The organism is Corynebacterium glyciniphilum AJ 3170 (genome assembly GCF_000626675.1).
Classification (GTDB): domain Bacteria; phylum Actinomycetota; class Actinomycetes; order Mycobacteriales; family Mycobacteriaceae; genus Corynebacterium; species Corynebacterium glyciniphilum.
The window spans coordinates 176,192-197,488 of record NZ_CP006842.1 but is presented as its reverse complement, the minus strand read 5'-3'; the positions used below and the strand labels follow the sequence as shown (position 1 = coordinate 197,488).

The window sequence follows — 21,297 nt, the reverse complement described above, 5'->3', positions numbered from 1 at the left end:
ATCCACAGTTTAGTCCCCGCCGATCACCTGTACCGGAGGTGGTTTGATAGCTCGTCGTGTCGCCACCACCGCGGTGACCGCCGTCAGGGCGAACGCCAGCGCGGTGATTCCTGCCAACAGTGTCCAGGGGATCGCGACCACCGGCGTCCCGTATATCCGGGCAGTCGCACCCCACAAACCAACCAACGACAACACGGCAGCGACCGCACCCAGGAAAAGTCCGATCGTCGTCGCCGCCAACGCCTCCACCACCGTCACACCCTGGACCTGCGCTCGGGTGAATCCGGACAGTCTCAATGCCGCCAGTTCCGACCGTCGCTGACTGATCGATATCGCGAGAGTGCTCAAAACGCTGATCAGGGCGTAGATGCTGCCGAGCCCCACGATCGCGAGCATCACCGCACGGTTCTCGCTATCTGACGCGCTTCCCTCCTCAGAGGCCAGATCGGCAGGTGTCTGAACATCAGAAACCCCTGCACGTTCGAGCGCCGCGGTGACCTCCCCGCGCTCAGCACCCGACTCCACCTGGATGAGCAGGGATGTTTCCCTGTCCAGGAGTGCCGGTTCTGTGAGCGACAACAGTGTGCGGTCGATGTAGAAACCATCTTTCCCCGCCAGCGTCTCCGCCATACGTGCCGCCTCCCGCAGGACGACGGGCTCGCCGGCAATGTCGACGGTGATCTGGTCCGGATGTCCACGGACGGCGATTCCCTCCAGGCCCGGTCCGAGCACCACACTGTCGGGGCCGAAGTCAGCGACGTCGCCGGTGTCGGGACTCTGCCGGTGGGTTTCCCGGAAAGCATCCGGATCGACGGCAACAACGGTTCCGGGACCATTCGTCGCGACACCACCGTTGGTCAACTGGACGTTGAGCGGGACCACTGTCTCCGGGGCGGCCAGTGAAACTCCCTCGATGTCCCTCACCTCGTCGACGACGTCTCGACGACCGTCGCCGCCGGTCACGGTCCCCACGAGATCTGCGTCAAGGAGCCGGGAGGCCTCCGTTTCCGCAGCCTCCGTCTGTGTGTCCAGGATGCCCTGGAGCCCCATGACAAGACTGACCAGCACAATCATCGGAGCGGCGCAGGACGCTGTACGGCGGACCGCATCGCGAAGGTTCGCGACAGAGAGTCCGGCAATCACCGACTGCCTCAACCCCGGTGCCAGGAGAAGTATCCGTGCCACCGCCGGCACGAGCAACGGCGCCAGCTGACTCATCGCGACAGACGCGGTCACGACGATCCCCAGCCCCAGGAGCAGCGGGATCAAGACCCCACCAGCTACCACGGAGAAAGCAACTTGAACAGCCGTCACCACAGCGGCGAGCAACGCAACCATCCACCGTCTGACGGTCATCACCCGCTGGTCGGCGGGACTACGACGGAGGGCGTCCAGTGGACTGATCCGTGTTGCCCGGCGCGCAGCACCCCACGCTCCCACCAGACACACCGTGACTGCGGCAGCCATATCGAGCGCCAGCACAGCAGGCCGCATCGGGGTATCCAGCCCCTCTGGGAAAGCACCTAGACCTGCGAGGATCTTGCTCTGCACCACGGTCAACCCGATTCCGACAACCGCTCCGAGGACGGCTCCCGGCACTGCGGTGAGCAGCGCCTCAACCAGGAGGAGCCGCCGTATCTGCCGCCCAGTGACACCTCCAAGCCTGAGCAGGGCAAGGTCCCCCCGACGTTGGTCAATGGCGAAGGTCACCGTTGATCCGACGACGAAGACTGTCAGAAACGCGCCGAGCATCACAGTCATCCCGGTCAGTGTGCTGGCGCCCTCTGCCGCCTGATGAAAATCCTCCATCTGCTCGGGTGGCATGGTCCCCGGGGCAGCGGCACTTTCGACTCCGAGAATGATGGTCATACCGGCGTGGATGATTGCCACACCGATCGTCACCGCCAGCACCGTCCCGATGAACAACTGCCAGCGGTCGGCGAATGTCCGTGCCGCGAGCCCGATCATCGTTCCGTCTCCAGTTCGGCGAGTGTTGCAGCGATCTGGCCGGCATCGGCACCGCTCAAGGTGGTGATGATTCGGCCGTCGCGAAGGAAGGTGACGTGGTCCGCCTGCGCGGCGGCCTGTGGGTCGTGCGTGACCATCATGATCGTCTGTGCCTGTCGGTCCACGAGTTGCCTGAGCAGCTGCAGCACCGTTCTCGCCGAAGCGCTGTCCAGTGCTCCCGTCGGTTCATCAGCGAAGAGGATTCTCGGACGTGTCGCGAGCGCGCGGGCGACCGCCACCCGCTGCTGCTGCCCGCCGGAGAGCTCACGTGGTTTATGGTGCAGGTGGTCTCCGAGCCCGAGAATGTCAAGGGTTTCGGCCGTGACAGACCCTGCGGAGCGTGCCCGGGCACCGCCAGCCAGGCGCAACGGAAGCGACACGTTCTGCTCTGCCGTCAACGCGGCCACCAGATTGAACCTCTGGAAGATGAAGCCGATATCGGTGCGTCGCATGGTGGTCAGCGCGTCCTCCCCAAACGAAGCAATGTCCTGTCCGTCGAGGAACACCTGCCCCGTATCCGGACGGTCAAGGCCGGCCGCGCAGTTCAGAAGGGTGGATTTCCCGGATCCAGACGGCCCCATGACGGCTGTCCACGAGCCGCGCCGGCAACTGAGCGTCACTCTGTCAAGCGCTGTGAGTGTGGTCGCTCCAGACTGGTAGGTGCGGGTGATACCTCGGATGTTGAGCATGGTGTCGGTGGAAACCGGAGGAGTGTATGCGTCCATGTACTCCAGACCACCAGTCCGAGGACGTCGGCACAGTGGGGTGTGACAGCCGGTTAATGGTAGGGCTGGCCATACTCCGTTGCCGTCATCACCGCCGATACGATGAGAGAATGACCGGACGATGGCGCGGCTCCTTCTACATGGCCGCTGTCTGCGTGCGCACTCTCGTCGCGATGACCGTCGTCTGCGTCCTTCTGCTTCCTCTCGGGTTCGGCCTCTCGGATTCACAGTGGAACGCAGCGGGGACGGGGCTGCTTCTCGTGGCGGGACTGGCGTTCCTCGGAGGCGGGTTACCCCTCGTCGCACTTGTACTCACCCGCACCGACTGGGCGGGAGCCAACACGCTCCTGGACCGTCCCGGTGACGATGGCCCTGCACCCCGTGTCACGGAGCCGAGGACGCTGGTCCGACCATTGGCCTATACCGCTGTGATGCTCACCCTCGGCGGGGCAGCTGCCGTCCTGGTCTCATTACTCGTGGTGGGGGCGGGCGTGGCTCTGGTGACTCCGCTTCTCGTCGGTGTCGGAGACCAGGCGGTCATCGGCCCCTTCACGATCACCACGATCCCCCAATCGCTGACGTCCGCCGGGCTGGCGCTGGTACTGTTCGCCGCACTCGGCATAGTCGCTCCCCGGGTCGCCCGCATGCACGCCTCCTTTGCCGTCCAGATCCTGACCCGGCCCGAACAACGCCTACACCGCGACCTCTCCACCACCAGCAGGTCACGTTCACGACTGGTACGTGCCTTCGACGTCGAACGCCGGCGTATCGAGCGAGACCTTCACGACGGGGTGCAACCGCAACTCATGTCCGTGAGCATGGCCCTCGGGCTCGCGCTGGATGAGATGCCGCCGGACGCGCCAGGACGCGAGGACGTCCTGCGCGCACGAGAGCAGGCAGGCAGAACATTGGAGACGATGCGGCGCTTCGTGAGGAACATCCATCCCCAGGTACTCACCGACCATGGCCTCGGTGCCGCAGTCAAAGAGCTCGCGGACTCTCTCACTCTCTCCGTCGCCACCGATGACGAGCTCGGCCCACGCCCCTCCACGGATGTGGAGTCGAACCTGTACTTCTGTGTCGCAGAACTCCTGACCAATGTCGCCAAGCACAGCGGTGCCACGAGAGCGGTCATTAGGCTCAGCCGTCCGGATGCACACCACATCCAGGTCAGCATTCACGACAACGGAACGGGTGGAGCCGGAGCGCGGCGCCACGAGGGCAGTGGACTCGACGGCATCGCCGACCGTGCCGCCGCATTCGGCGGGGACGTCATCATCGACTCACCTCCGGGTGGCCCGACACTCGTCACCGTCACCGTCGCCACAGAAGGAGAAGAACATGACTGACAACACGTCATGCCGGGTCGTCGTGGCGGAAGATAACACCCTGCTGCGGGAGGGACTCCAGATTCTGCTGGAGCGCAACGGATTCATGGTGGCCGACGTAGTGGGCGATGCCGAAGAACTCATTGGCACAGTCCGCCGGCTTTCGCCGGACGTCGTCATCACGGATGTCCGTATGCCACCGGACTTCCGGTGTGAAGGACTTACCGCGGCAGTGCAGCTGCGTGAGGAACAGCCAGGCCTGCCGGTCGTCGTGCTGAGCCAGTACATCGAACAGAGTTACGTCGCCGAGCTTCTGGACAGCCCCGGCGGCCCAGGTGGCAGCCGCGGTGCAGGCATCGGATATCTTCTGAAAGACCGGGTCAGCGACGTCGCCGAGTTCGCCGACACCGTACGCCGTGTCGCAGCGGGAGGCACGGCCGTCGACCCGGCCGTGATCAGCCAGTTGATCAATCGCCGACAGGACCCACTGGGACGGCTGACCCCCCGGGAACGCGAGGTCCTCAGCGTGATGGCGGAGGGGCACTCCAATGCCTCGATCGCGCAGCGTCTGTTTATTTCGGACGCCGCTGTCGTCAAACATATCGGCAACATCCTGATGAAACTGGATCTTCCGCCGGACGACGGTCGGAACCGCCGCGTCGCTGCGGTTCTCGCCTACCTTCAGGGAGCTGTTCGCTGACCGTCGACCATGACCTCGACACCATCGGGCACGGTGATCGACCAGTTAGCCTCGCAGTAGCCGATGACACTCCCGCCGCAGGGAGTGTCCAGAGTCAGCACATCATCGGAGAGTGACCATGCCGGCGTCTCCGGTTTCTGCCCCAACGTCCGACTGCTGACGCCGACGGTGACTTCACCTTCCGACTCCGTCGATTCGACGACATTGACGGGCTGGTTCTTGTTTCCGTGGCTTACCCAGAGTTCTGACCCCGTGAAACTGAATGACTCCTGCTCAGAGTGTTCGGACGTCCCACAGCCCACCAGGGCGAGAGTGCCGATCATGGGAACGAGAATGAAAGCTTTGCAAAGTGTTTTCTTCATACTTCACAGTTCATCGTGCCTGACCACGAGTCTCCATCCACTGGAACAGTCTTTTGTTGGTGGGGGTAGCCCTACGATCAGGAGTAGTGTTGCTAAGGAAACTTACCCTGCGTAATTCCACGACACTGGAGAGTGCCCTGTGAAAGTCGGAAGAAAATCTACTGGACTGGCGCTGGTCACCGGTGCAGCACTGATGCTGAGCGCATGCGGTAGTGAGGGGGATGCCGACCCGTCGGCGGCGAATCCCGCGACCACGTCCGTGTCCTCCGACACTGCGGAGCCGGCGGACCTTTACGACGACCCAGGCCGCGGGATCGCTGAAGCCGAGCCTTTCGCTGTCGACAACGGCGGATACATATTCACTCTTCCCGACGGTGGGACCTGCTCCATCGACAGTGAACTCAACGACCGGGTCGGATCCGACTTCGCCTGCCTGCTCAGGCTGGACGAACCGATGAAAACCGAGGACGGAAACCCCACGCAGGGCCTGGAGTTTCGGGACGACATGTTCATACCGAGCCAGGCGCTCGCCGACGAGGACCTCCAGTCAGCATTCACCGATGCAGGGGCGGAGGCCGAACGTCTGGAACCTGCATCACGAATTGCTGTCGGTGGGTTCGAAGTTGTTGCGGAGGGCACCGCTGAAACCGCCATCATGAAGGACAACAGTTACGCGAGCTTCTTCGTCGCCGAGCAAAAAGTCAGCCCATTCTGGACGCCCCGTCCAAGCTGGGTCCCCGAACCTGAACTTCCACAAGGAGAGTGAAGGAAAATGAAGCTGATGAGCCCCGCAAGAGTCGGTGTCAGTCTGATGGTGATCGGTACTGTCGGCGCTCTGAGCGCATGTGGCGGGAATGGCGAGGCCGAAGAGTCGTCCGCGGCTCCGGAGGCGCTCGGAGCATCGGCCTCCGAATCCGCCACCGCGTCTCAACCGCCTGCGTCCCCGACGACAGAGGACCCGGAACACTATGCCGTCGACGACGGCGGCTACATGTTCACACTTCCCGACGGTGGGGTCTGCTCCATCGACGGTGCGCTCAATGACGAGGTCGGATCTGACTTCACCTGCCTGCTCACGCTGGACGAGCCGATGAAAGATGAGGACGGCGAGCCCACATCAGGCATCGAGTACCGGGACAACATGTTCACTCCGAGTGCCGCACTGGCGGATCCGCAGCTCCAGAAGAAGTTCACCGATTCTGACGCTGAACCTCTGGGCCCACAGTCCGAGCTCACGGTCGGCGGCTACCGGGCCACGGTAGAAACCGAAGATGAGTACGGCTTCGGTGGCAAGGCCGGAGGCGACTTCTTCGTTGCAGTTCAACACGTCACCAGATTCTGGACACCCCGTCCTGACTGGGTCCCAGAGCCGAACTTCCCGCCGATCGGCTGAGCTACAACTCCAACCGCTCCCCGCTCCACCGCTGTCGGAGCCACATGTCATGGGAGGCGACAACCACGGCACCCGGGTAGGCCGGGATCGCTTCCTCCAAGGCGTTGACCAGGGACAACGACAGGTGATTGTCGGGCTCGTCCAACAGCAGGACATCCGGCGGTGCGGCGAGGAGCACCGCCAGCGCGACGCGGCGCTGCTGTCCCAGACTGAGCTCACCGAGCGGTCGGGATTCGTCCCTCGGATGAATCAATCCGAAGGTCGACAACGGCACCGTCTCCGCAAGATCGTCGCCGAGCAAATCACGGTAGACGCGCTCCACCGTCCTGTCCGGGCCTCGCCCGGCAGGATCAGGCAGTTCCACCTCCTGTGTCAGGTGGCCCACGCTCACCCCTGCCACAGTCACCGTCCCCGAGGACGGGGTCAGCACCCCTGCCAGCACCTCCAGCAACGTCGATTTACCGGAGCCGTTGGGACCGGTCACCAGTAACTTCTCATCACCGTTGACCGTGAGGGAGGTCTGCGCCAGACGACCAGCGACAGCCACCTCCGAGGCAACAAGTACGGGCCCTGTCTGCCCGTCGGTGTTCTTGCGTCCCGCCGCCGTGAGCCCGGTGAACGTCAGCTCCTCCGGCGGCTTGCGGACCTGCGACTCCTCCAGCTTCTCCAGCCTCGAGCGTGAATCGTTGACCCGGCGTGACACAACCTTCGCATTCCGGTCACCGTAGAACTTCTGCGCCATGCGCGTTTCGGTCCGGGGTTTGAAGTTCACGTGTCCGACCTGGTGGTTGTCCCGCACCCCGGCACGCAGTCGCTTCAGCTCGGCCTGTTCATCGCGGTACTGGCGTTCCCACCGCGCCCGGAGATCCTGTCGGGCAGCCAGGTAGTCGGTGTAGTTACCTGTGTACCGGGTGACGCCGCCGTCCACACCGACCTGTGAGGGTGCCGGGTCCAGGTCGATCAACGAGGACGCGGCACGGTCGAGAAATGCCCGGTCGTGGCTAGCGAACAGCACTGGACCTTTCCAGGCGTTCAGAACACTGGCCAGGTACTGTGTTGCAGCATCGTCAAGGTGGTTCGTCGGTTCATCGAGCAGCAGGATGTCCGGACGGTTCAGCAGCAACCATGCCAACGACAGGCGGGCACGCTGGCCGCCGGACAGCTCCCCGGTACGGCGTTCCTGCGGCACTGCGGCCAGGCCAAGGCCGGCGAGGGTCGTCGAGATTCGGGCGTCTGTCTCCCACACGTCGAGACGTTCAGCGACATCCAGGGCAGCCGCGTAAGCATCCGCATCATAGGGATCCGCTGCGTGTTCCAGGTCGATCGCGGCCTGTCTCTCAGCTGCGACGGCGGTCTCCAGGGCATCGTGGACATTTTCCTCATCCTGGAAAGGAGCCTGCTGGTGCAGCAGTCCGACACGGGAGCGCCCGACATCCACTGTCCCGGTAGTCGTCGCCCCGGGTGGCAGGGAGCCGTGAATCGCGTGCAGCACGGTGGATTTCCCCGAACCGTTTTCACCGATCAGGCCGACGCGTTGACCGGGCGACACAGTGAATGAGATATCGGTGAGGATCCGGGTTCCGGCGATCTGGACGGACAGGCCGTCGACACGAAGCGGGGACACGGACGGCGTGGGGGACTGCGTAAACATGAGGAACTCCCTGAGTGGAGAAAAGGTGTGTCCCACCGGGCAGATGGCAACGCCTCAGGCGCAGGACGATTCAGGGGTTCTACTTCCGCATGACCCTGAACCTAGCAGCGGCGACGACCACCCGCAAGAGACTGGGCGTCCCCGACCACCGGTTCATCACGACGATCAGACGTTATGTGGCTCCACCGGGAACCAGAGTTCGCAGGTTGCGGTAGTGAAATCCTCGTCGTGCTCGAGCGTCGACACCAGGGACGGCCCCGGGCGCAGTTGCCACGGGTTCGAGGGGAACCAGTCCGTTGCGGTCGCGGCCCACATCGTCTGCAGCGACTCGGGGAACGCTCCAGAAGAACGGAACACCACCCAGTCCCCCGCAGGCACCGTGATGACGTCCAGATCGTCCGGCAGGGCCGCGTCTCCGGTGACGGCCACGCCATGCATGTACGTCAGTTCCGTTCCTTCGGCCGAATCCGGTGCGACGTCGTCGTTGACAGCGAGAAGGCCGGTGGGCCCCTCTTCATGGGTGTCACCGAGTGCATGGAGACGACTGTGCGCCTCTGCCGACAGTGACTCCGTGAACTCCGCGATGTGCGGATTCACACCTTCGTAGATCAGCGGGACCCGCGTGGCATGCCCCACGAGACGGATGGTGGGTCGGTTGATTATTCGGGCGTCCATACGACTGCTCCCTTCGACGGTCAGGCGGAACCTGAGTTGCTGTTGTGTGCGAAGGGGGCCTCCCGTGCGACGTACCTCGGTAGGGCCGATGCCGTGGACAGCGCGGAACGCTCTCCCGAATGCTTCCGCCGAACCGTAGCCGTACCGCACGGCGATCGACAGCAGATCATCACCACCGAGGACGTCACCTGCGGCAACCGTCATGCGACGCCGACGAACGTACTCCGACAACGGCATCCCGGCCAGCGACGAAAACATGCGCCGCAGGTGGTACCCGGTGACACCGGACGAACGGGCGACGACGGTGATGTCGACATCCCCACACAAGTTTCCTTCGACGTAGTCGACGAGCCGGTTCAGGTCATTGATCACGGTTGACCTCCTTCGACTCTCATGCTGCCGCTCGGGGACCAGTCGGCGCCCGACTTCTGCGGACCGTTGTGGTCAGATGTGGACCGAGGTCACCCCTCGAGGATCTCCTTGATACTCTGCAGGGTCTCGGTGATCCCGTAAGTGGCGGCGTCGCGACGATCCGCTTCCTGGGCAGGGGCGTCATCACCGAACTTCTGCTGGAAGTACGCCTCACCCTCCTCTGTGAAAGCAGTGAATTCCGTGAGCACCGTGGCATCTTCCCGGCGGTTCACCGGTTCCATCCGGAAGCCCCACCGTGTTCCGCTGGAGGTGACCCGCCAGGAGAACTCCTGCCCCGGACGGGCGGAGACAACCTCGGAAACCGTCGACCACTCCCGCTCCCCTCTGCGGTTGTGCCCGGTGAACGTCGCCCCTTCACCTCTGTCATCCGAGTCCCATTCCGCGCGGTAGCACTGGGCGCTCCACTCCCCTGTGCGCGTGACGTCACTGACGAGGTCGAAGACCTTCGACGGGGCGGCGTGGACGGTGACGGAGTCGCTGATCTCATAGGCCATGGGTCTCAGCGTAGCTCTCCCGCCCACACCTGCTACCAGAGTCCTGGTGTGGGTGACACAATCCGGGGCTTCGTGCCACAACATGCCGGGTTGTGCCACCCACTGCAGGACGGTAGGGCTGAAGCACAGCTACACGGAATCTGATGACAGGAGAACACCCGCGATGCACTACAAGATGATGAACGAATACACCGTCGACTGGCCGTTCTGGAACGTCTGGGCCACGACAAGCGAACATCCCTACCTCTGCGCGGAAGAGGACCCGCCTCTCCCCTATCTCCCGGAAGAACTGTCGCAGAAGATCCGCCAGTGGTCACGTCAGTTCAATGACCATTTCAGCTGGGAGACCGGCTGGCCCTCCAGCGACATGGCCCGCGCCCACGAGGAGGAGGGGCGACGCCTGCACGAGCAGGTCGTCGCCGCCTTACCCGAGGACACCGTCGACCTGGACTACTGGGAAACCAGCATCACGAGCAGGTGACCGCCTACACCGCTCCGCCGGCGGCGAACTGACTCCGGTACAGCTCGGCATAGGCACCGTCGGCCTCCAGCAACTCGTCGTGCGATCCCTGCTCCACGATCGACCCGTCGACCATCACCAGGATGCGGTCGGCGTCGCGGATCGTCGACAACCGGTGCGCGATCACGAACGAGGTGCGTCGCGCACGGATCGCATTCATCGCCTTCTGGACCAGAACCTCGGTGCGGGTATCCACAGACGACGTGGCCTCGTCCAGGATCAGGATCTCCGGCTCCGCCAGGAACGCACGCGCAATCGTGATCAGCTGACGCTCACCGGCGGACACCGACCCACCGTCCTGGTCGATGACGGTGTCGTACCCCTCCGGCAACGCGTGGACGAACCGGTCGACGTATGCGGCCTTCGCCGCCGCCTTGACCTCGTCATCGGTGGCGTCGAGACGCCCGTAACGGATGTTCTCCAGGATCGTGCCGTCGAACAGGACGGCGTCCTGCAGCACCATGCCGGTGCGCGACCGCAGCTCGGCCCGGCCCATCGTCCGGGTGTCCACCCCGTCGACGAGGATCGCGCCCGAGGTGACCTCGTAGAACCGCATGATCAGGTTCACCATCGTGGTCTTTCCCGCGCCGGTGGGCCCCACGATCGCGATGGTCTGACCCGGCTCGACCTCGAGATCGAGATTCTCAATCAACGGGGTCTCCGGCGAATAGCTGAAGGCGACGTCACGGAACTCGACCCGGCCGCGACGCACGCCGGTGGCCGGTTCCACAGTCGACTCCGGATCAGGATCCTGCTCCTCGGCATCCAGGAGTTCGAAGACCCGCTCGGCGGACGCGACGCCGGACTGCACCATCGTCATCATGCCGGCCAGCTCGCCGAGCGGCTGGTTGAACTCACGGGAGTACTGGATGAAGGCCGTCGCCGCGCCCAGGGTCATCTGCCCGTTCGCGACCCGCAGACCACCGAACACGGCGATCACCACGTAGCTGAGGTAGTTCAGGAACTGCATCAGCGGCATCATCATGCCCGACAGGAACTGGGCCTTCGCGCTGGCCTCGTAGAGCTCGTCGTTCCGCTCGTCGTAGGTCACCGACATCTCGTCCTGGCGGCCGTAGGCCACCACCAGGTCATGGCCCGTGAAGGACTCCTCGACGTGGCCGTTGACCTTGCCGGTCCCGGCCCACTGCGCACCGTACTGCTTCTGCGCCCGGGTGCCGACGATACCCACCACGATCGCGGTCAGCGGCAGGGCCAGCAGCGCGACGATCGCGAGCTGCCACGACACCCGGAACATCATCACCGTCACACCGATGATCATCATCGCCGAGTAGGCGAACTGGCTGAGCGCCTGCTGGAGTGCCTGCTGGACATTGTCGACGTCATTGGTCGTGCGCGACAGCAGGTCACCGGTCTGCCGGGAGTCGTAGAAGCTCAGCGGCAACCGGTGGACCTTGCGCTCCACATCGGTACGCAGCTCCACGATCACCGCAACGACGATCTTGTTGAGAATGTATCCCTGCGCCCAGTTGAACACCCCGGCAACGAGGTACATGCCCAGCACAAGACCGATCAACCGTCCGAGTTCGGTGAAGTCGATACCGGCCCCCGGCTCGTTGTTCCACACCGAGAGCACACCGTTGTAGATCACATCAACTGCGTCACCGAGCACCTTCGGTGCGTAGACGGTCAGCACCACACAGACCACCAACAGGACAAAAACCCACGTCAGTGCGATCTTGCGCGGAGCCATGAGCGCCACCATCCGGAGGGCGGACGGCCAGAACGCCTTCGCCGAGCGCGGTGCGGACTCCGCGCCCCGGTCAGCCACTTCTGTGTCACTCATCGCTGCGCCTCCATCTGCGACTCGACGATCTCCCGGTAGGTCGTACTCGACCCCAGCAGCTCATCATGGGTTCCCCGGGCGACGATGCGCCCCTTCTCCAACACCAGGATCTGGTCGGCTTCACGCACCGTCGACACCCGCTGAGCCACCGTCACGACCGCCGCATCGCGGGTCATCGGGTGCAGCGCCGAGCGCAGCGCAGCATCGGTGCGCACGTCCAGTGCCGAGAAAGAATCGTCGAAGACATACACCTTCGGCGCCGCCACCAGGGCACGGGCGATACACAACCGCTGGCGCTGACCACCGGACACATCCGTGCCGCCCTGCGCGATCGGTGAGGCCAACCCTGCCGCCTCGCCGTCACCGCGACTGCGGACGAACCCGTCAGCCTGGGCGACGCGCAGCGCCTCCCACAGCTCGTCATCGGTGGCGTCGGTACGTCCGAAACGCAGGTTGGACGCCACCGTCCCGGAGAACAGGTACGCCTTCTGCGGCACCAACCCGACATACCGGGCCAGGTCCGTGCGCGGCATCGACGAGACCGGCACACCGTCCACGACCACCTCACCCGCGGTGGGTGCGAACAACCGGGGGATGAGGTTGACCAGCGTGGTCTTGCCCGAACCGGTCGCACCGATCACCGCAGTGGTCTCCCCCGGACGCACGGTGAAACTGATGTCGGTGAGCACCGGGGCGTCCGCACCCGGGTAGGTGAAGGACACGTCGCGGAACTCCAGCTCGCCACGCACCTCGCTCGGCGACACCGTCTGCACCGACGGATCCGCCTCCGGCTCAATGATGGACGGCTCATGGCCGAGAACGTCCTGGATACGTCCGGCACACACGATCGCGCGCGGCAGCATCATGGCCATGAAGGACCCCATCATCACCGCCACGAGAATCTGCAGCAGGTACTGCATGAACGCGGTGAGGGAACCGACCTCGATCGCGCCGTCGGCCACCCGGTGGCCACCAAACCACAGCACCGCCGCCGTCGCTGCGTGCAGTACCAGCATGATCACCGGGCCCATCAGCACGAATACCCGTCCGACACGCTCGGACACCCAGGCGACCGCCTGGTTGGCATCCTCGAAACGCTTGGTCTCGAACTTCTCCCGGACGAAGGCACGGATCACACGGATGCCGGTAATCTGCTCACGCATCACACCGTTGATCGTGTCGATACGCTCCTGCATCGACCCGAACAGCGGCACCAGGCGGGCGACCATCAGCCCGACGATCACCAGTAGAACGGCAACGGACACCCAGACCAACCACGACAGGCCGGCGTCCTCCCGCAACGCCATGACGATGCCGCCGATACACATGATCGGCATGGTCACCATGAAGCTGAGGAACATGACGAACACCATCTGCACCTGCTGCACGTCATTGGTGCCACGGGTGATCAGAGTCGGCACACCGAAGGTGCCCATGTCCTGCGAGCTGAACCGGTCGACGCTGCGGTACACGTCACGGCGGATGTCACGGCCCACCGACATCGCCAGGCGCGCGGCGCACCACGTCGCAGCGACAGCGGTGATGACCTGGACGAAAGCGACGGCGATCATCACGCCGCCGGTCGACCAGATATAGCCGATGTCACCGAGGGACACGCCCTTGTCGATGATGTCTGCGTTGAGTCGGGGAAGGTAGAGCGTCGCGAAGGTGGAGACGGTCTGGAGGATGAGGACTGCCACCAGCAGCCCCGGATACTGTCGGGCGTATCTGCCCACGAGCCGGAGTAATTGCACCCGGACAGTGTAGGCGATTATATGGTTGACCTGCCAGGAAGCATGCCCTCAGAGACCGGTGGTCAGAATAACCCGGCTTCGTCGAGGATTGCGGTGGAGGCGGACAGGCCCAGGCGCGTTGCCCCGGCGGCGACCATTGCCTCGGCCGCCTCGAGTGAGCGGATCCCGCCGGACGCCTTGATCCCGAGGCGTCCGCCGACTGTCTCGTGCATCACCCGTACGGCCTCCACCGACGCCCCGCCGGCAGGGTGGAACCCGGTCGAGGTCTTCACGAAGTCCGCACCCGCGTCCTCCGCACAGCGGCAGGCCGCGACGACCTCCTCGTCATCAAGCGCAGCAGACTCGATGATCACCTTGAGCACCCCTGGTGCCGGAACCGCGGCGCGGACAACCGCAATCTCCCTGGTCAGTTCGTCGAACCGACCCTCCTTCACCAGCGCCAGGTCGATCACCATGTCGACCTCGTCGGCCCCGTCCGCTACCGCACGGGCCGCTTCAGTGGCTTTCACCTCGGGCTTCACCGCACCGGACGGGAAACCGACCACCGTCGCGACATGCACACCCGATGGCGCATCCACCGGCAACTGTGACGGCGACACGCAGATCGCGTAGACGCCCAGTTCCCCGGCCTCTGCGGCGAGGGCGGCCACGTCGACGGACGTGGATTCCGGCTTGAGCAGGGTGTGGTCGATCAGGCGGGCGAGTTCGGTGCGCTGCATGGTGTGCAGCTTACCGTTCGGGATGCATTCCTAATCTCACAAGGATCCGCGCTTCTGACGAAACCTTGTGAGATTAGCCGGTCGCTAAACTAACAATCCGCAGGTCGCAACGAATACTGCCGGGGGTACCGGGAGCATTCCCCACATGCTTTGGGGCACACGGGCACCACGGCTACCGTTATGGCATCACCACCGTCGTCCCCTGAAAGACCCCCACTTACGTAATGGCCACCAGCTCCCGCCCGTCCATCGTCCTTACTGCTCCGGGCGGTGCACCACCGGCACCCGGTGTCGCCTCGACCACCGCGATCGAGGGGGCCGTGGACACGGTGCCGGACGTGGACATCGCGCCCGCACCTGAACCGACCACGGAACCCGCGCCGGAGCTACCGGTGGTGGCGTCGACACCGACGGTCACCCCGCCCCCGCCTGCCACGACGGTCCCTGTCACCGCTCCTCTGAAACCAGGTCGCATCCGACGGGTCAGCGGGCTGGATGGCCTGCGCGGCATCGCCGTCCTCGCCGTGGTCATCTATCACTTCTTCGGCGACGTGCTGCCCGGCGGCTTCCTCGGGGTGGACGTCTTCTTCGTCCTCTCCGGGTTCCTCATCACCTCGCTGCTGGTGCGTGAGATCGGTGCGTCCGGCCGGATCAACCTCAAGGAGTTCTGGCGGCGACGGGCCCGACGTATCCTGCCGGCGGCGGTCACCGTCCTACTGGTCTCGACCGCGGTGGCCGGGGTCATCGGCGGTGACGTGGCCGTCGCCCTGGTGCCGCAGTTCCTCGGATCGCTGTTCTCCGTGAACAACTGGGTGCAGATCGCCCAGTCGAACAGCTACTTCGCCGACACCACACCGCAGATCTTCATGCACTACTGGTCATTGGCCATCGAGGAACAGTTCTACGTGCTGTGGCCGTTGCTGCTGTTGGCGTGCCTGTGGTTCTCGCGGCGCGTCCTGCGACGGAACCGGATCGGACGGACAGCCGGCCCGTTCCGCGTCGCCACCGTCGTGGCAACGGTGCTGGGTATCGCTTCGCTGGTGGCGATGATTGTCCTGCACGATCCGGACGCCGACCCGTCCCGCGTGTACTTCGGGACGGACACCCACGCCTTCGGCATGCTCGCCGGCGTGGTGCTCGCGCTGGTGACGACGTCGGCCGGGCAGTCGTCGTCGGACTCCTGGCCTGCGTTCTCCCCCGCGACCGCGTCACGTCGATCAGCGATCCTGGCGTGGGTCGGTGGGTCGCTGGCCCTGGTGACGCTGGCCGCCATGTTCCTGACGCTGCCCGACACCGACCCCCTGACTTACCGCGGTGGCCTGTTCCTGGCGTCGCTGTTGTCCGTCGCGCTGATCGCCACCTCCCTCAGAGAGGCTGGACCGGTCGCGGGGCTGCTGCGATGGCGCCCGCTGCGGTGGTTCGGTGAACGCTCCTTCAGCCTGTACCTGTGGCACTGGCCCGTCGTCGTCTTCGCCCGCGCACTGCTGCAGGAACCGGGGTCGGACGTCCCGGACTGGGTGGTCGGCATCATCGCCGTGCTGGTGAGCCTGGTGCTCACCGAGGCGTCCTACCGGTGGGTGGAGACACCACTGCGCCGCAACGGCTACCGCAGGACGCTGCAGTCCCTGGGGACCACGAAGCTGCTTGCCGTCCCGGGCGCCGTCCTGGTCGTGGCCCTCCTCGCGGGTTCCGCCCTGGGCCAGAGCCCGGCCACATCAGAACTGGAGACCCAGCTGGAGGAGATGGCGGATCTGCAGGACAATTCCGCAGAGGCGCCCGCAGTGCCCGGCACCCCTGCTGCACCGGCGACACCGGGCACGCCCTCAGGGACAGACATCACGGCGATCGGCGACTCGGTGATGCTGGCGTCCACCCTGTCTCTGCAACAGCGGTTCCCGGGGATCACCATCGACGCCGAAACCTCCCGCCACTACACCGGAGGCGAGGGACCGATCGCCGCGATGGCCGCCAACGGAACCCTCGGCGAGTACGTCGTCCTCGGGTTCGGCACCAACGGACAGGCTTTCGACGGTCAGCTCGACCGCATCGTCGAGACCATCGGACCGGGGCACAAGATCATCCTCGTCGTCCCCTACGGGTACGCGGACGGTATCGCACCAGCCGCCCAGCAGACTCTCGACTACGCCTCGGCCCACCCCGACGTGTACCTCGCACCCTGGTGTCAGATGGCGCTCAACCACCCGGATTCCCTCATCGGCGACGGTGTCCACCCCAATGACGCCGGCCAGGCCTATTACACCGACGCGGTGGAAAAAGGCCTGCAGCAGGCCGTCGATGGAACGAAGGATTCTTCGATCAGCTGCGCGATGTGAGCGCCGTCAGGGAAAGACAGTCAGCCGACCATCTGCGCGGTGAGGCGGTCACGGACCACCGCGAAGCCCTCAGCCCAGGCGAGCAGGTCCTTGAGCAGTCCCGCGAACGGCGCCGTGGAGACCTCCTGCGGAGTGAACGTCCCGTCCGTGGCATCGGTGAAGATCGAGAATGCGGCGACGTCCCGGACGGTCGCGGCGCGGAAGTTGGCGAACACTGAGCGCCATGCCTCGACTGCGCGGACACCCTTGTCGGCACCGTAGGAGACGAAGGCGACCGGCTTGTGGGCGAACTCGGAACCGACGAAGTCGATCGCGTTCTTCAACGGACCGGGCACGCTGTGGTTGTACTCCGGGGTCACCAGGATGTAGCCGTCGAAAGGCTCCAAGGCCGCACCCCACGCCTTGGTGTGCTCGTTGGCGTACTTGTGCGCGCCGCCGGGGATCTCCTCATCGAGGACGGGGAGATTGTAGTCGGCGAAGTTGATTACGGTGCTGTCGACGTCTGCCGCGTCGAGCTGCTCCTTAACCCAGGAGACCACCTGGGGGTTGAAGGCGCCGGGTCGGGTGGAACCTGCGATGATGCCGATGCTGGTCATGGTTGACCTCCTTGGTGAGGGATGGAGTCGCGGTTACGTTACCGGCATGAGGTTACCATAGTTGACACATCAACTACATCGTCGTCCGCTCCTCCTGTACCACCGACCGGGACGAGCGCGCCTGCACCCAGCGGTACACACCCAGGATGATGCCCACGAACACCAGCGCACCGACCCACTGGGACGGTCCCGCCCAGCCGTCCGGCATGATCCCCAACACATCCGAATCGCCGGTACCGGCGATAATGCCGGCGTTCAACACACCGAAGAGACTCTCACCGACGATCAGGCCCGTCGCGCCGAGCACACCCAGCCGCTTGGCCGTGGACGCATTCGCGCGTCCGTCAGCCCACCGGTTGTAGAACCAGCCCAGGAACGCACCCAACGGGATGATGAGGGTGAGGCTGATCGGGAGGTACATACCCATGCCGACCGCGAGCGGCGGCAGACCGAAGCGCTGTCCGGACGCACGTCGGACCACCTCGTCCACGATGATCACGCCCACACCGATCAGCGCACCCAGCCCGATCAGGCCCCAGTCGAGCGAATCGCCGAAGATACCTTCGGCCACCGACGACAGCAGGCCCGCCTGCGGCGCAGCGAGAGCGTCCGGGCCCGCACCCGGGGCACCAGCGAAACCGAAGGCGGTGGCCATCAGCCCCATCACCGGCGGGATGATCAGCGAACCGAAGACCACACCGATGATCAGAGCCGTCTGCTGCTTCCACGGGGTCGCCCCGACCAGCTGACCGGTCTTGAGATCCTGGAGGTTGTCGTTCGAGATCGTGGCGACACCGAAGACGACGGTCGCCGTGAACAGGGTGTAGGCCACCAGGGCCGTGGGGTGACCACCGTCGTCGTTACCGGTGACCAGCTTGATCAGCAGGGCAGCCAGCAGCACCACGATGACACCGACACCGGAGATCGGACTGTTGGAGGACCCGATCAGACCGGCCATGTAACCGCAGACCGCCGCAATGATCAGGCCGAGCAGCAGGACGAAGAGGATGCTCAGGGTGATCAGCGAGCCTGTGTGGTGGCTGACCCCGGTTCCGCTGAGGAAGGACCACAGCAGCCACCCGATCGGCAGCATCGACACCAGGACCCCGACCACGAGAACCTTCACCGGGATATCGCGCTCAGTGAGTGCGACATGTTCGCCCTGTTTGCGGGCACGCGACGCCGCCAAGGAGGCAGCGATCCCGCGGACCACCGGGCCGATGATCTTCAGCAGCGTCCAGACCGCGGCGATCGCCATCGCACCGGCACCGACAAAACGCACGTCGCCGGCGAAGGTTTCGGAGACGACGTCGGAGATGTCACCGACAACAGGCAGCTCTCCGCCGGTGAAGACCGGCAACAGCACACCGAAGGAGATCAGCAGGCCGACGATCATCGCGATGCCCACCGTCGGACCGACGAGATGGCCGACACCGATCAGCGCCAGCGAGAGGCTGGAACCGACCATGGTGCCACCGGCACCGACGCGGAACGTCGTCGACAGTTCCGCGGCCGTGACCTTCAACGCCGAGAGCAGGGACATCCCGGCCGACGCGAGGCCACCGACGACGATGGCGCGCAGCCCGTCGCGGTTGTCCTGGTTGGAGGAGCCGGAAGCGTCCGAGGAGTCATCCTCGCCGACCTTGAGTACCTCGGCGGCCGCCACACCCTCCGGGAACGGCAGGTCCGACCCCGTCACCAACGCCCGGCGCAACGGGATGGAGTACAGCACGCCGAGGATGCCGCCGATGAGACAGACCAGCATGGTCGTCCAGTAGGGGAACCCGGTCCACCAGCCGATCATGATCAGACCGGGCAGCACGAAGATGATCGCCGACAGGGTGCCGGCGGCAGATGCGATGGTCTGCACGATGTTGTTCTCGGTGATGCTGTGGTTCTGCAGACGTCGCAGCACCGCCATCGAGATCACCGCGGCCGGGATCGAGGTGGCGAAGGTCAGGCCGACCTTCAGCCCCAGGTACACGTTCGCCGCGGTAAACACCAGGGTGATCAGTCCACCGAGGATGATCGCGCGAACGGTGAGTTCGCGGATCGGGGAGACAGTGTTGTTGTCGGCCATGTCGTTGGCTCGCTTTCACGGACGTGACAGCGCCGGGTTTTCGCCGTGGGCCCGGCACCGTGGACGTCATAGGTTCAGTTGTGGGACCTGTGAAACTCTAGTCGTCGGCCCGACAGATACAACAGCGGGCTATGTATTCTTTCGCTGACCTAAGCCGACACCGCGTCGCGGAACTCCTGCTCGATGGTCTCGAGGGTCTTGTCCTTGGTCTCGGGCACGATGCGGTAGACCCAGACCAGAGCGATGAGCTGCAGGCCAACGAAGATGAACACGGTGGGACCGAAACCGATGGCATCCATGAGGTACGGGAAGAACAGGGCGACGCAGAAGTTCACCGACCACTGCACACCCGCAGCCAGCCCCATGGCCTCACCACGGACACGCATCGGGAAGATCTCCGACATGAAGAGCCAGGTCATCGCACCGACAGCACACTGCATGATGCCGACAAAGGCCACGATGGCGGCCAGGATGATCCACTTCTTCGCCTCGACATCGTCCGGCATCATCATCGACACCAACCCCATGAGAGTCAGCGTGATGACCGTTCCGGTCAGCCCACTCATCAGCATGCGGCGACGCCGGACGCGGGTGTTCAGGAACATCGACAGCACCATGCCGATCACGCCGGCGATACCGATCAACAAGTTGACGGTGAAGGCGGTGTTGCCTTCGAATCCCGCCTGCGTCAGGATCGTCACGCCGTAGTACTGGATGACGTTGATACCGGAGATCTGGTTGATCACCGCCATCCCGAAACCGATGAGCATGATGCGGCGGATCCACGGTTCAGCGAAGAGATCGCGGAACCGCCGTGAGGACGCCTGGGTGTCGTGGTCGGCGAGGGTACGAACCCCTTCGACGTCACCGGACACCGGGTGGGTGATTTCATCGGTGTCCGGATGGGGCGCGTCCCCGCCGCTGTAGCGCGAGGTCTCGTAGTCCGGTGAGCCGTACACCTTTTCTCGGATGGTGCGCAGGGCGTTGAGCATGTCCTCGATACGGCCGTGGCCGGCGAGCCAACGCGGGGATTCCGGGACGATCGTCATGCCGACCCACAGCGCGATGGCCGGGACCAGGCAGAGCGCCAGCATCCAGCGCCACGTCCCACCTTCTTCGGCACCACCGACCCGGGCGATGAGCGCGTTGAAGCTGAAGGCGAGGAACTGGCCGAAGACGACCATGAACTCGTTCTGGTTCACCACCCGCCCACGCAGGTGGGTGGGGGCGAGCTCGGCGAGGTAGATCGGGATGATGCCGGAGGCAGAGCCCACGGCGATACCCAGGACGATGCGGCAGAGCATCAGCACGACCCAGGTCGGCGCCAGGACCGACCCCAGGGAACCGAGGATGAAGATCACCGCGACGATCGCGATGGTGCGGTGGCGCCCGATCCGGTCGGCGACCCGGCCGCCGAAGATCGCACCGAAGATGGCGCCGAACTGGAGCGCGGAGGTGACGATCCCCTCATAGCGTTCCTCGAGGCCCAGGTCGGCGGTCATCGACGGGAGTGCACCGTTGATCACTCCGGTGTCGTAGCCGAAAAGCAGCCCGCCCAGGGAGAGGACGGTCACGGCCGCCCAGAAACGACGGTTCGGCGGGCCTGCCTTCGGTGGCGGTGGACCTGCCCGTAACGCCTTTCGCTCAGCGCTCCGGGACTGTCTGACGTCCCGGCGGGCATCCCGCCGGGATTGTCGCTCGCTGCTGTCGTTCACCCTGGGGTA

At 64.7% G+C, this 21,297-nt stretch carries 18 protein-coding genes; 6 read left to right on the top strand and 12 right to left on the bottom strand.

Annotated features, from left to right (window positions below; genetic code table 11):
* Positions 1-9 precede the first annotated feature (9 nt).
* Together CGLY_RS00950 and CGLY_RS00945 are read right to left on the bottom strand one after the other, a co-directional pair.
* Complete coding sequence (locus CGLY_RS00950; RefSeq protein WP_038545297.1) at positions 10-1,968, bottom strand: FtsX-like permease family protein; 1,959 nt, start codon at positions 1,966-1,968, stop codon at positions 10-12.
* Complete coding sequence (locus tag CGLY_RS00945) at positions 1,965-2,732, bottom strand: ABC transporter ATP-binding protein (RefSeq protein WP_052539414.1); 768 nt, start codon at positions 2,730-2,732, stop codon at positions 1,965-1,967. The genes CGLY_RS00950 and CGLY_RS00945 overlap by 4 nt, the downstream gene beginning before the upstream one ends.
* A gap of 110 nt (positions 2,733-2,842) precedes the next feature.
* Here CGLY_RS00945 and CGLY_RS00940 point away from each other — a divergent pair, with 110 nt between their 5' ends.
* Both CGLY_RS00940 and CGLY_RS00935 read left to right on the top strand, forming a co-directional pair.
* Positions 2,843-4,081: a sensor histidine kinase gene (locus tag CGLY_RS00940; protein ID WP_052539412.1), complete on the top strand. Its 1,239-nt coding sequence runs from the start codon at positions 2,843-2,845 to the stop codon at positions 4,079-4,081.
* Positions 4,074-4,760: a response regulator transcription factor gene (locus tag CGLY_RS00935; RefSeq protein WP_038545294.1), complete on the top strand. Its 687-nt coding sequence runs from the start codon at positions 4,074-4,076 to the stop codon at positions 4,758-4,760. Before CGLY_RS00940 ends, CGLY_RS00935 begins: the two co-directional genes overlap by 8 nt.
* Here the strand turns inward: CGLY_RS00935 and CGLY_RS00930 are convergent.
* Positions 4,742-5,083, bottom strand: coding sequence for a hypothetical protein (locus CGLY_RS00930; protein WP_038545291.1), 342 nt, complete (start codon positions 5,081-5,083; stop codon positions 4,742-4,744). The genes CGLY_RS00935 and CGLY_RS00930 overlap by 19 nt on opposite strands.
* A 178-nt stretch (positions 5,084-5,261) precedes the next feature.
* Between CGLY_RS00930 and CGLY_RS00925 the strand changes: the two genes are divergently transcribed.
* Positions 5,262-5,888, top strand: a complete 627-nt coding sequence (locus CGLY_RS00925) for a hypothetical protein (RefSeq protein WP_038545287.1) — start codon at positions 5,262-5,264, stop codon at positions 5,886-5,888.
* Positions 5,889-5,903: 15 nt separating this feature from the next.
* Positions 5,904-6,515, top strand: a complete 612-nt coding sequence (locus CGLY_RS00920; protein ID WP_144313611.1) for a hypothetical protein — start codon at positions 5,904-5,906, stop codon at positions 6,513-6,515.
* 1 nt (position 6,516) lies between these two features.
* Here CGLY_RS00920 and CGLY_RS00915 read toward each other — a convergent pair whose 3' ends face one another.
* From CGLY_RS00915 to CGLY_RS00905, 3 genes are all read right to left on the bottom strand, one after another.
* Positions 6,517-8,166, bottom strand: a complete 1,650-nt coding sequence (locus CGLY_RS00915) for an ABC-F family ATP-binding cassette domain-containing protein (RefSeq protein ID WP_038545281.1) — start codon at positions 8,164-8,166, stop codon at positions 6,517-6,519.
* 165 nt (positions 8,167-8,331) lie between these two features.
* Positions 8,332-9,213: an AraC family transcriptional regulator gene (locus CGLY_RS00910; RefSeq protein ID WP_038545279.1), complete on the bottom strand. Its 882-nt coding sequence runs from the start codon at positions 9,211-9,213 to the stop codon at positions 8,332-8,334.
* An 89-nt stretch (positions 9,214-9,302) separates the two neighbouring features.
* The gene (locus CGLY_RS00905) at positions 9,303-9,767 is read right to left on the bottom strand and encodes an SRPBCC family protein (RefSeq protein WP_038545276.1); all 465 of its coding nucleotides are present in this window, start codon (positions 9,765-9,767) and stop codon (positions 9,303-9,305) included.
* A 163-nt stretch (positions 9,768-9,930) separates the two neighbouring features.
* On the opposite strand from CGLY_RS00905, the gene CGLY_RS00900 reads away from it, so the two are divergent.
* Entirely contained in the window at positions 9,931-10,248 is a 318-nt protein-coding gene (locus CGLY_RS00900) for a hypothetical protein (RefSeq protein WP_052539410.1), read from the top strand.
* 4 nt (positions 10,249-10,252) lie between these two features.
* On the opposite strand, the gene CGLY_RS00895 is transcribed toward CGLY_RS00900, so the two are convergent.
* The 3 genes from CGLY_RS00895 to deoC all read right to left on the bottom strand — a co-directional run bounded on the left by CGLY_RS00895 (position 10,253) and on the right by deoC (position 14,564).
* A complete protein-coding gene (locus CGLY_RS00895; RefSeq protein ID WP_038545273.1) occupies positions 10,253-12,091 on the bottom strand; it encodes an ABC transporter ATP-binding protein in 1,839 nt (612 codons plus the stop codon).
* Positions 12,088-13,845 (bottom strand): ABC transporter ATP-binding protein, encoded by a 1,758-nt coding sequence (locus CGLY_RS00890; protein WP_038545269.1) that lies wholly within the window; start codon positions 13,843-13,845, stop codon positions 12,088-12,090. The genes CGLY_RS00895 and CGLY_RS00890 overlap by 4 nt, the downstream gene beginning before the upstream one ends.
* 62 nt (positions 13,846-13,907) lie before the next feature.
* Complete coding sequence (gene deoC / locus CGLY_RS00885) at positions 13,908-14,564, bottom strand: deoxyribose-phosphate aldolase (protein ID WP_038545266.1); 657 nt, start codon at positions 14,562-14,564, stop codon at positions 13,908-13,910.
* A gap of 224 nt (positions 14,565-14,788) precedes the next feature.
* On the opposite strand from deoC, the gene CGLY_RS00880 reads away from it, so the two are divergent.
* On the top strand, positions 14,789-16,897 hold the full coding sequence (locus CGLY_RS00880) for an acyltransferase family protein (protein ID WP_081803713.1): 2,109 nt from the start codon (positions 14,789-14,791) through the stop codon (positions 16,895-16,897).
* Between the two features lie 20 nt (positions 16,898-16,917).
* Here the strand turns inward: CGLY_RS00880 and CGLY_RS00875 are convergent, their stop codons facing one another.
* From CGLY_RS00875 to CGLY_RS00865, 3 genes are all read right to left on the bottom strand, one after another.
* Positions 16,918-17,493, bottom strand: coding sequence for an NADPH-dependent FMN reductase (locus tag CGLY_RS00875; RefSeq protein WP_038545263.1), 576 nt, complete (start codon positions 17,491-17,493; stop codon positions 16,918-16,920).
* Positions 17,494-17,566: 73 nt separating this feature from the next.
* A complete protein-coding gene (locus CGLY_RS00870) occupies positions 17,567-19,573 on the bottom strand; it encodes an OPT family oligopeptide transporter (RefSeq protein WP_038545259.1) in 2,007 nt (668 codons plus the stop codon).
* Positions 19,574-19,722: 149 nt separating this feature from the next.
* Complete coding sequence (locus tag CGLY_RS00865) at positions 19,723-21,288, bottom strand: MFS transporter (protein WP_227590323.1); 1,566 nt, start codon at positions 21,286-21,288, stop codon at positions 19,723-19,725.
* Positions 21,289-21,297 lie beyond the last annotated feature (9 nt).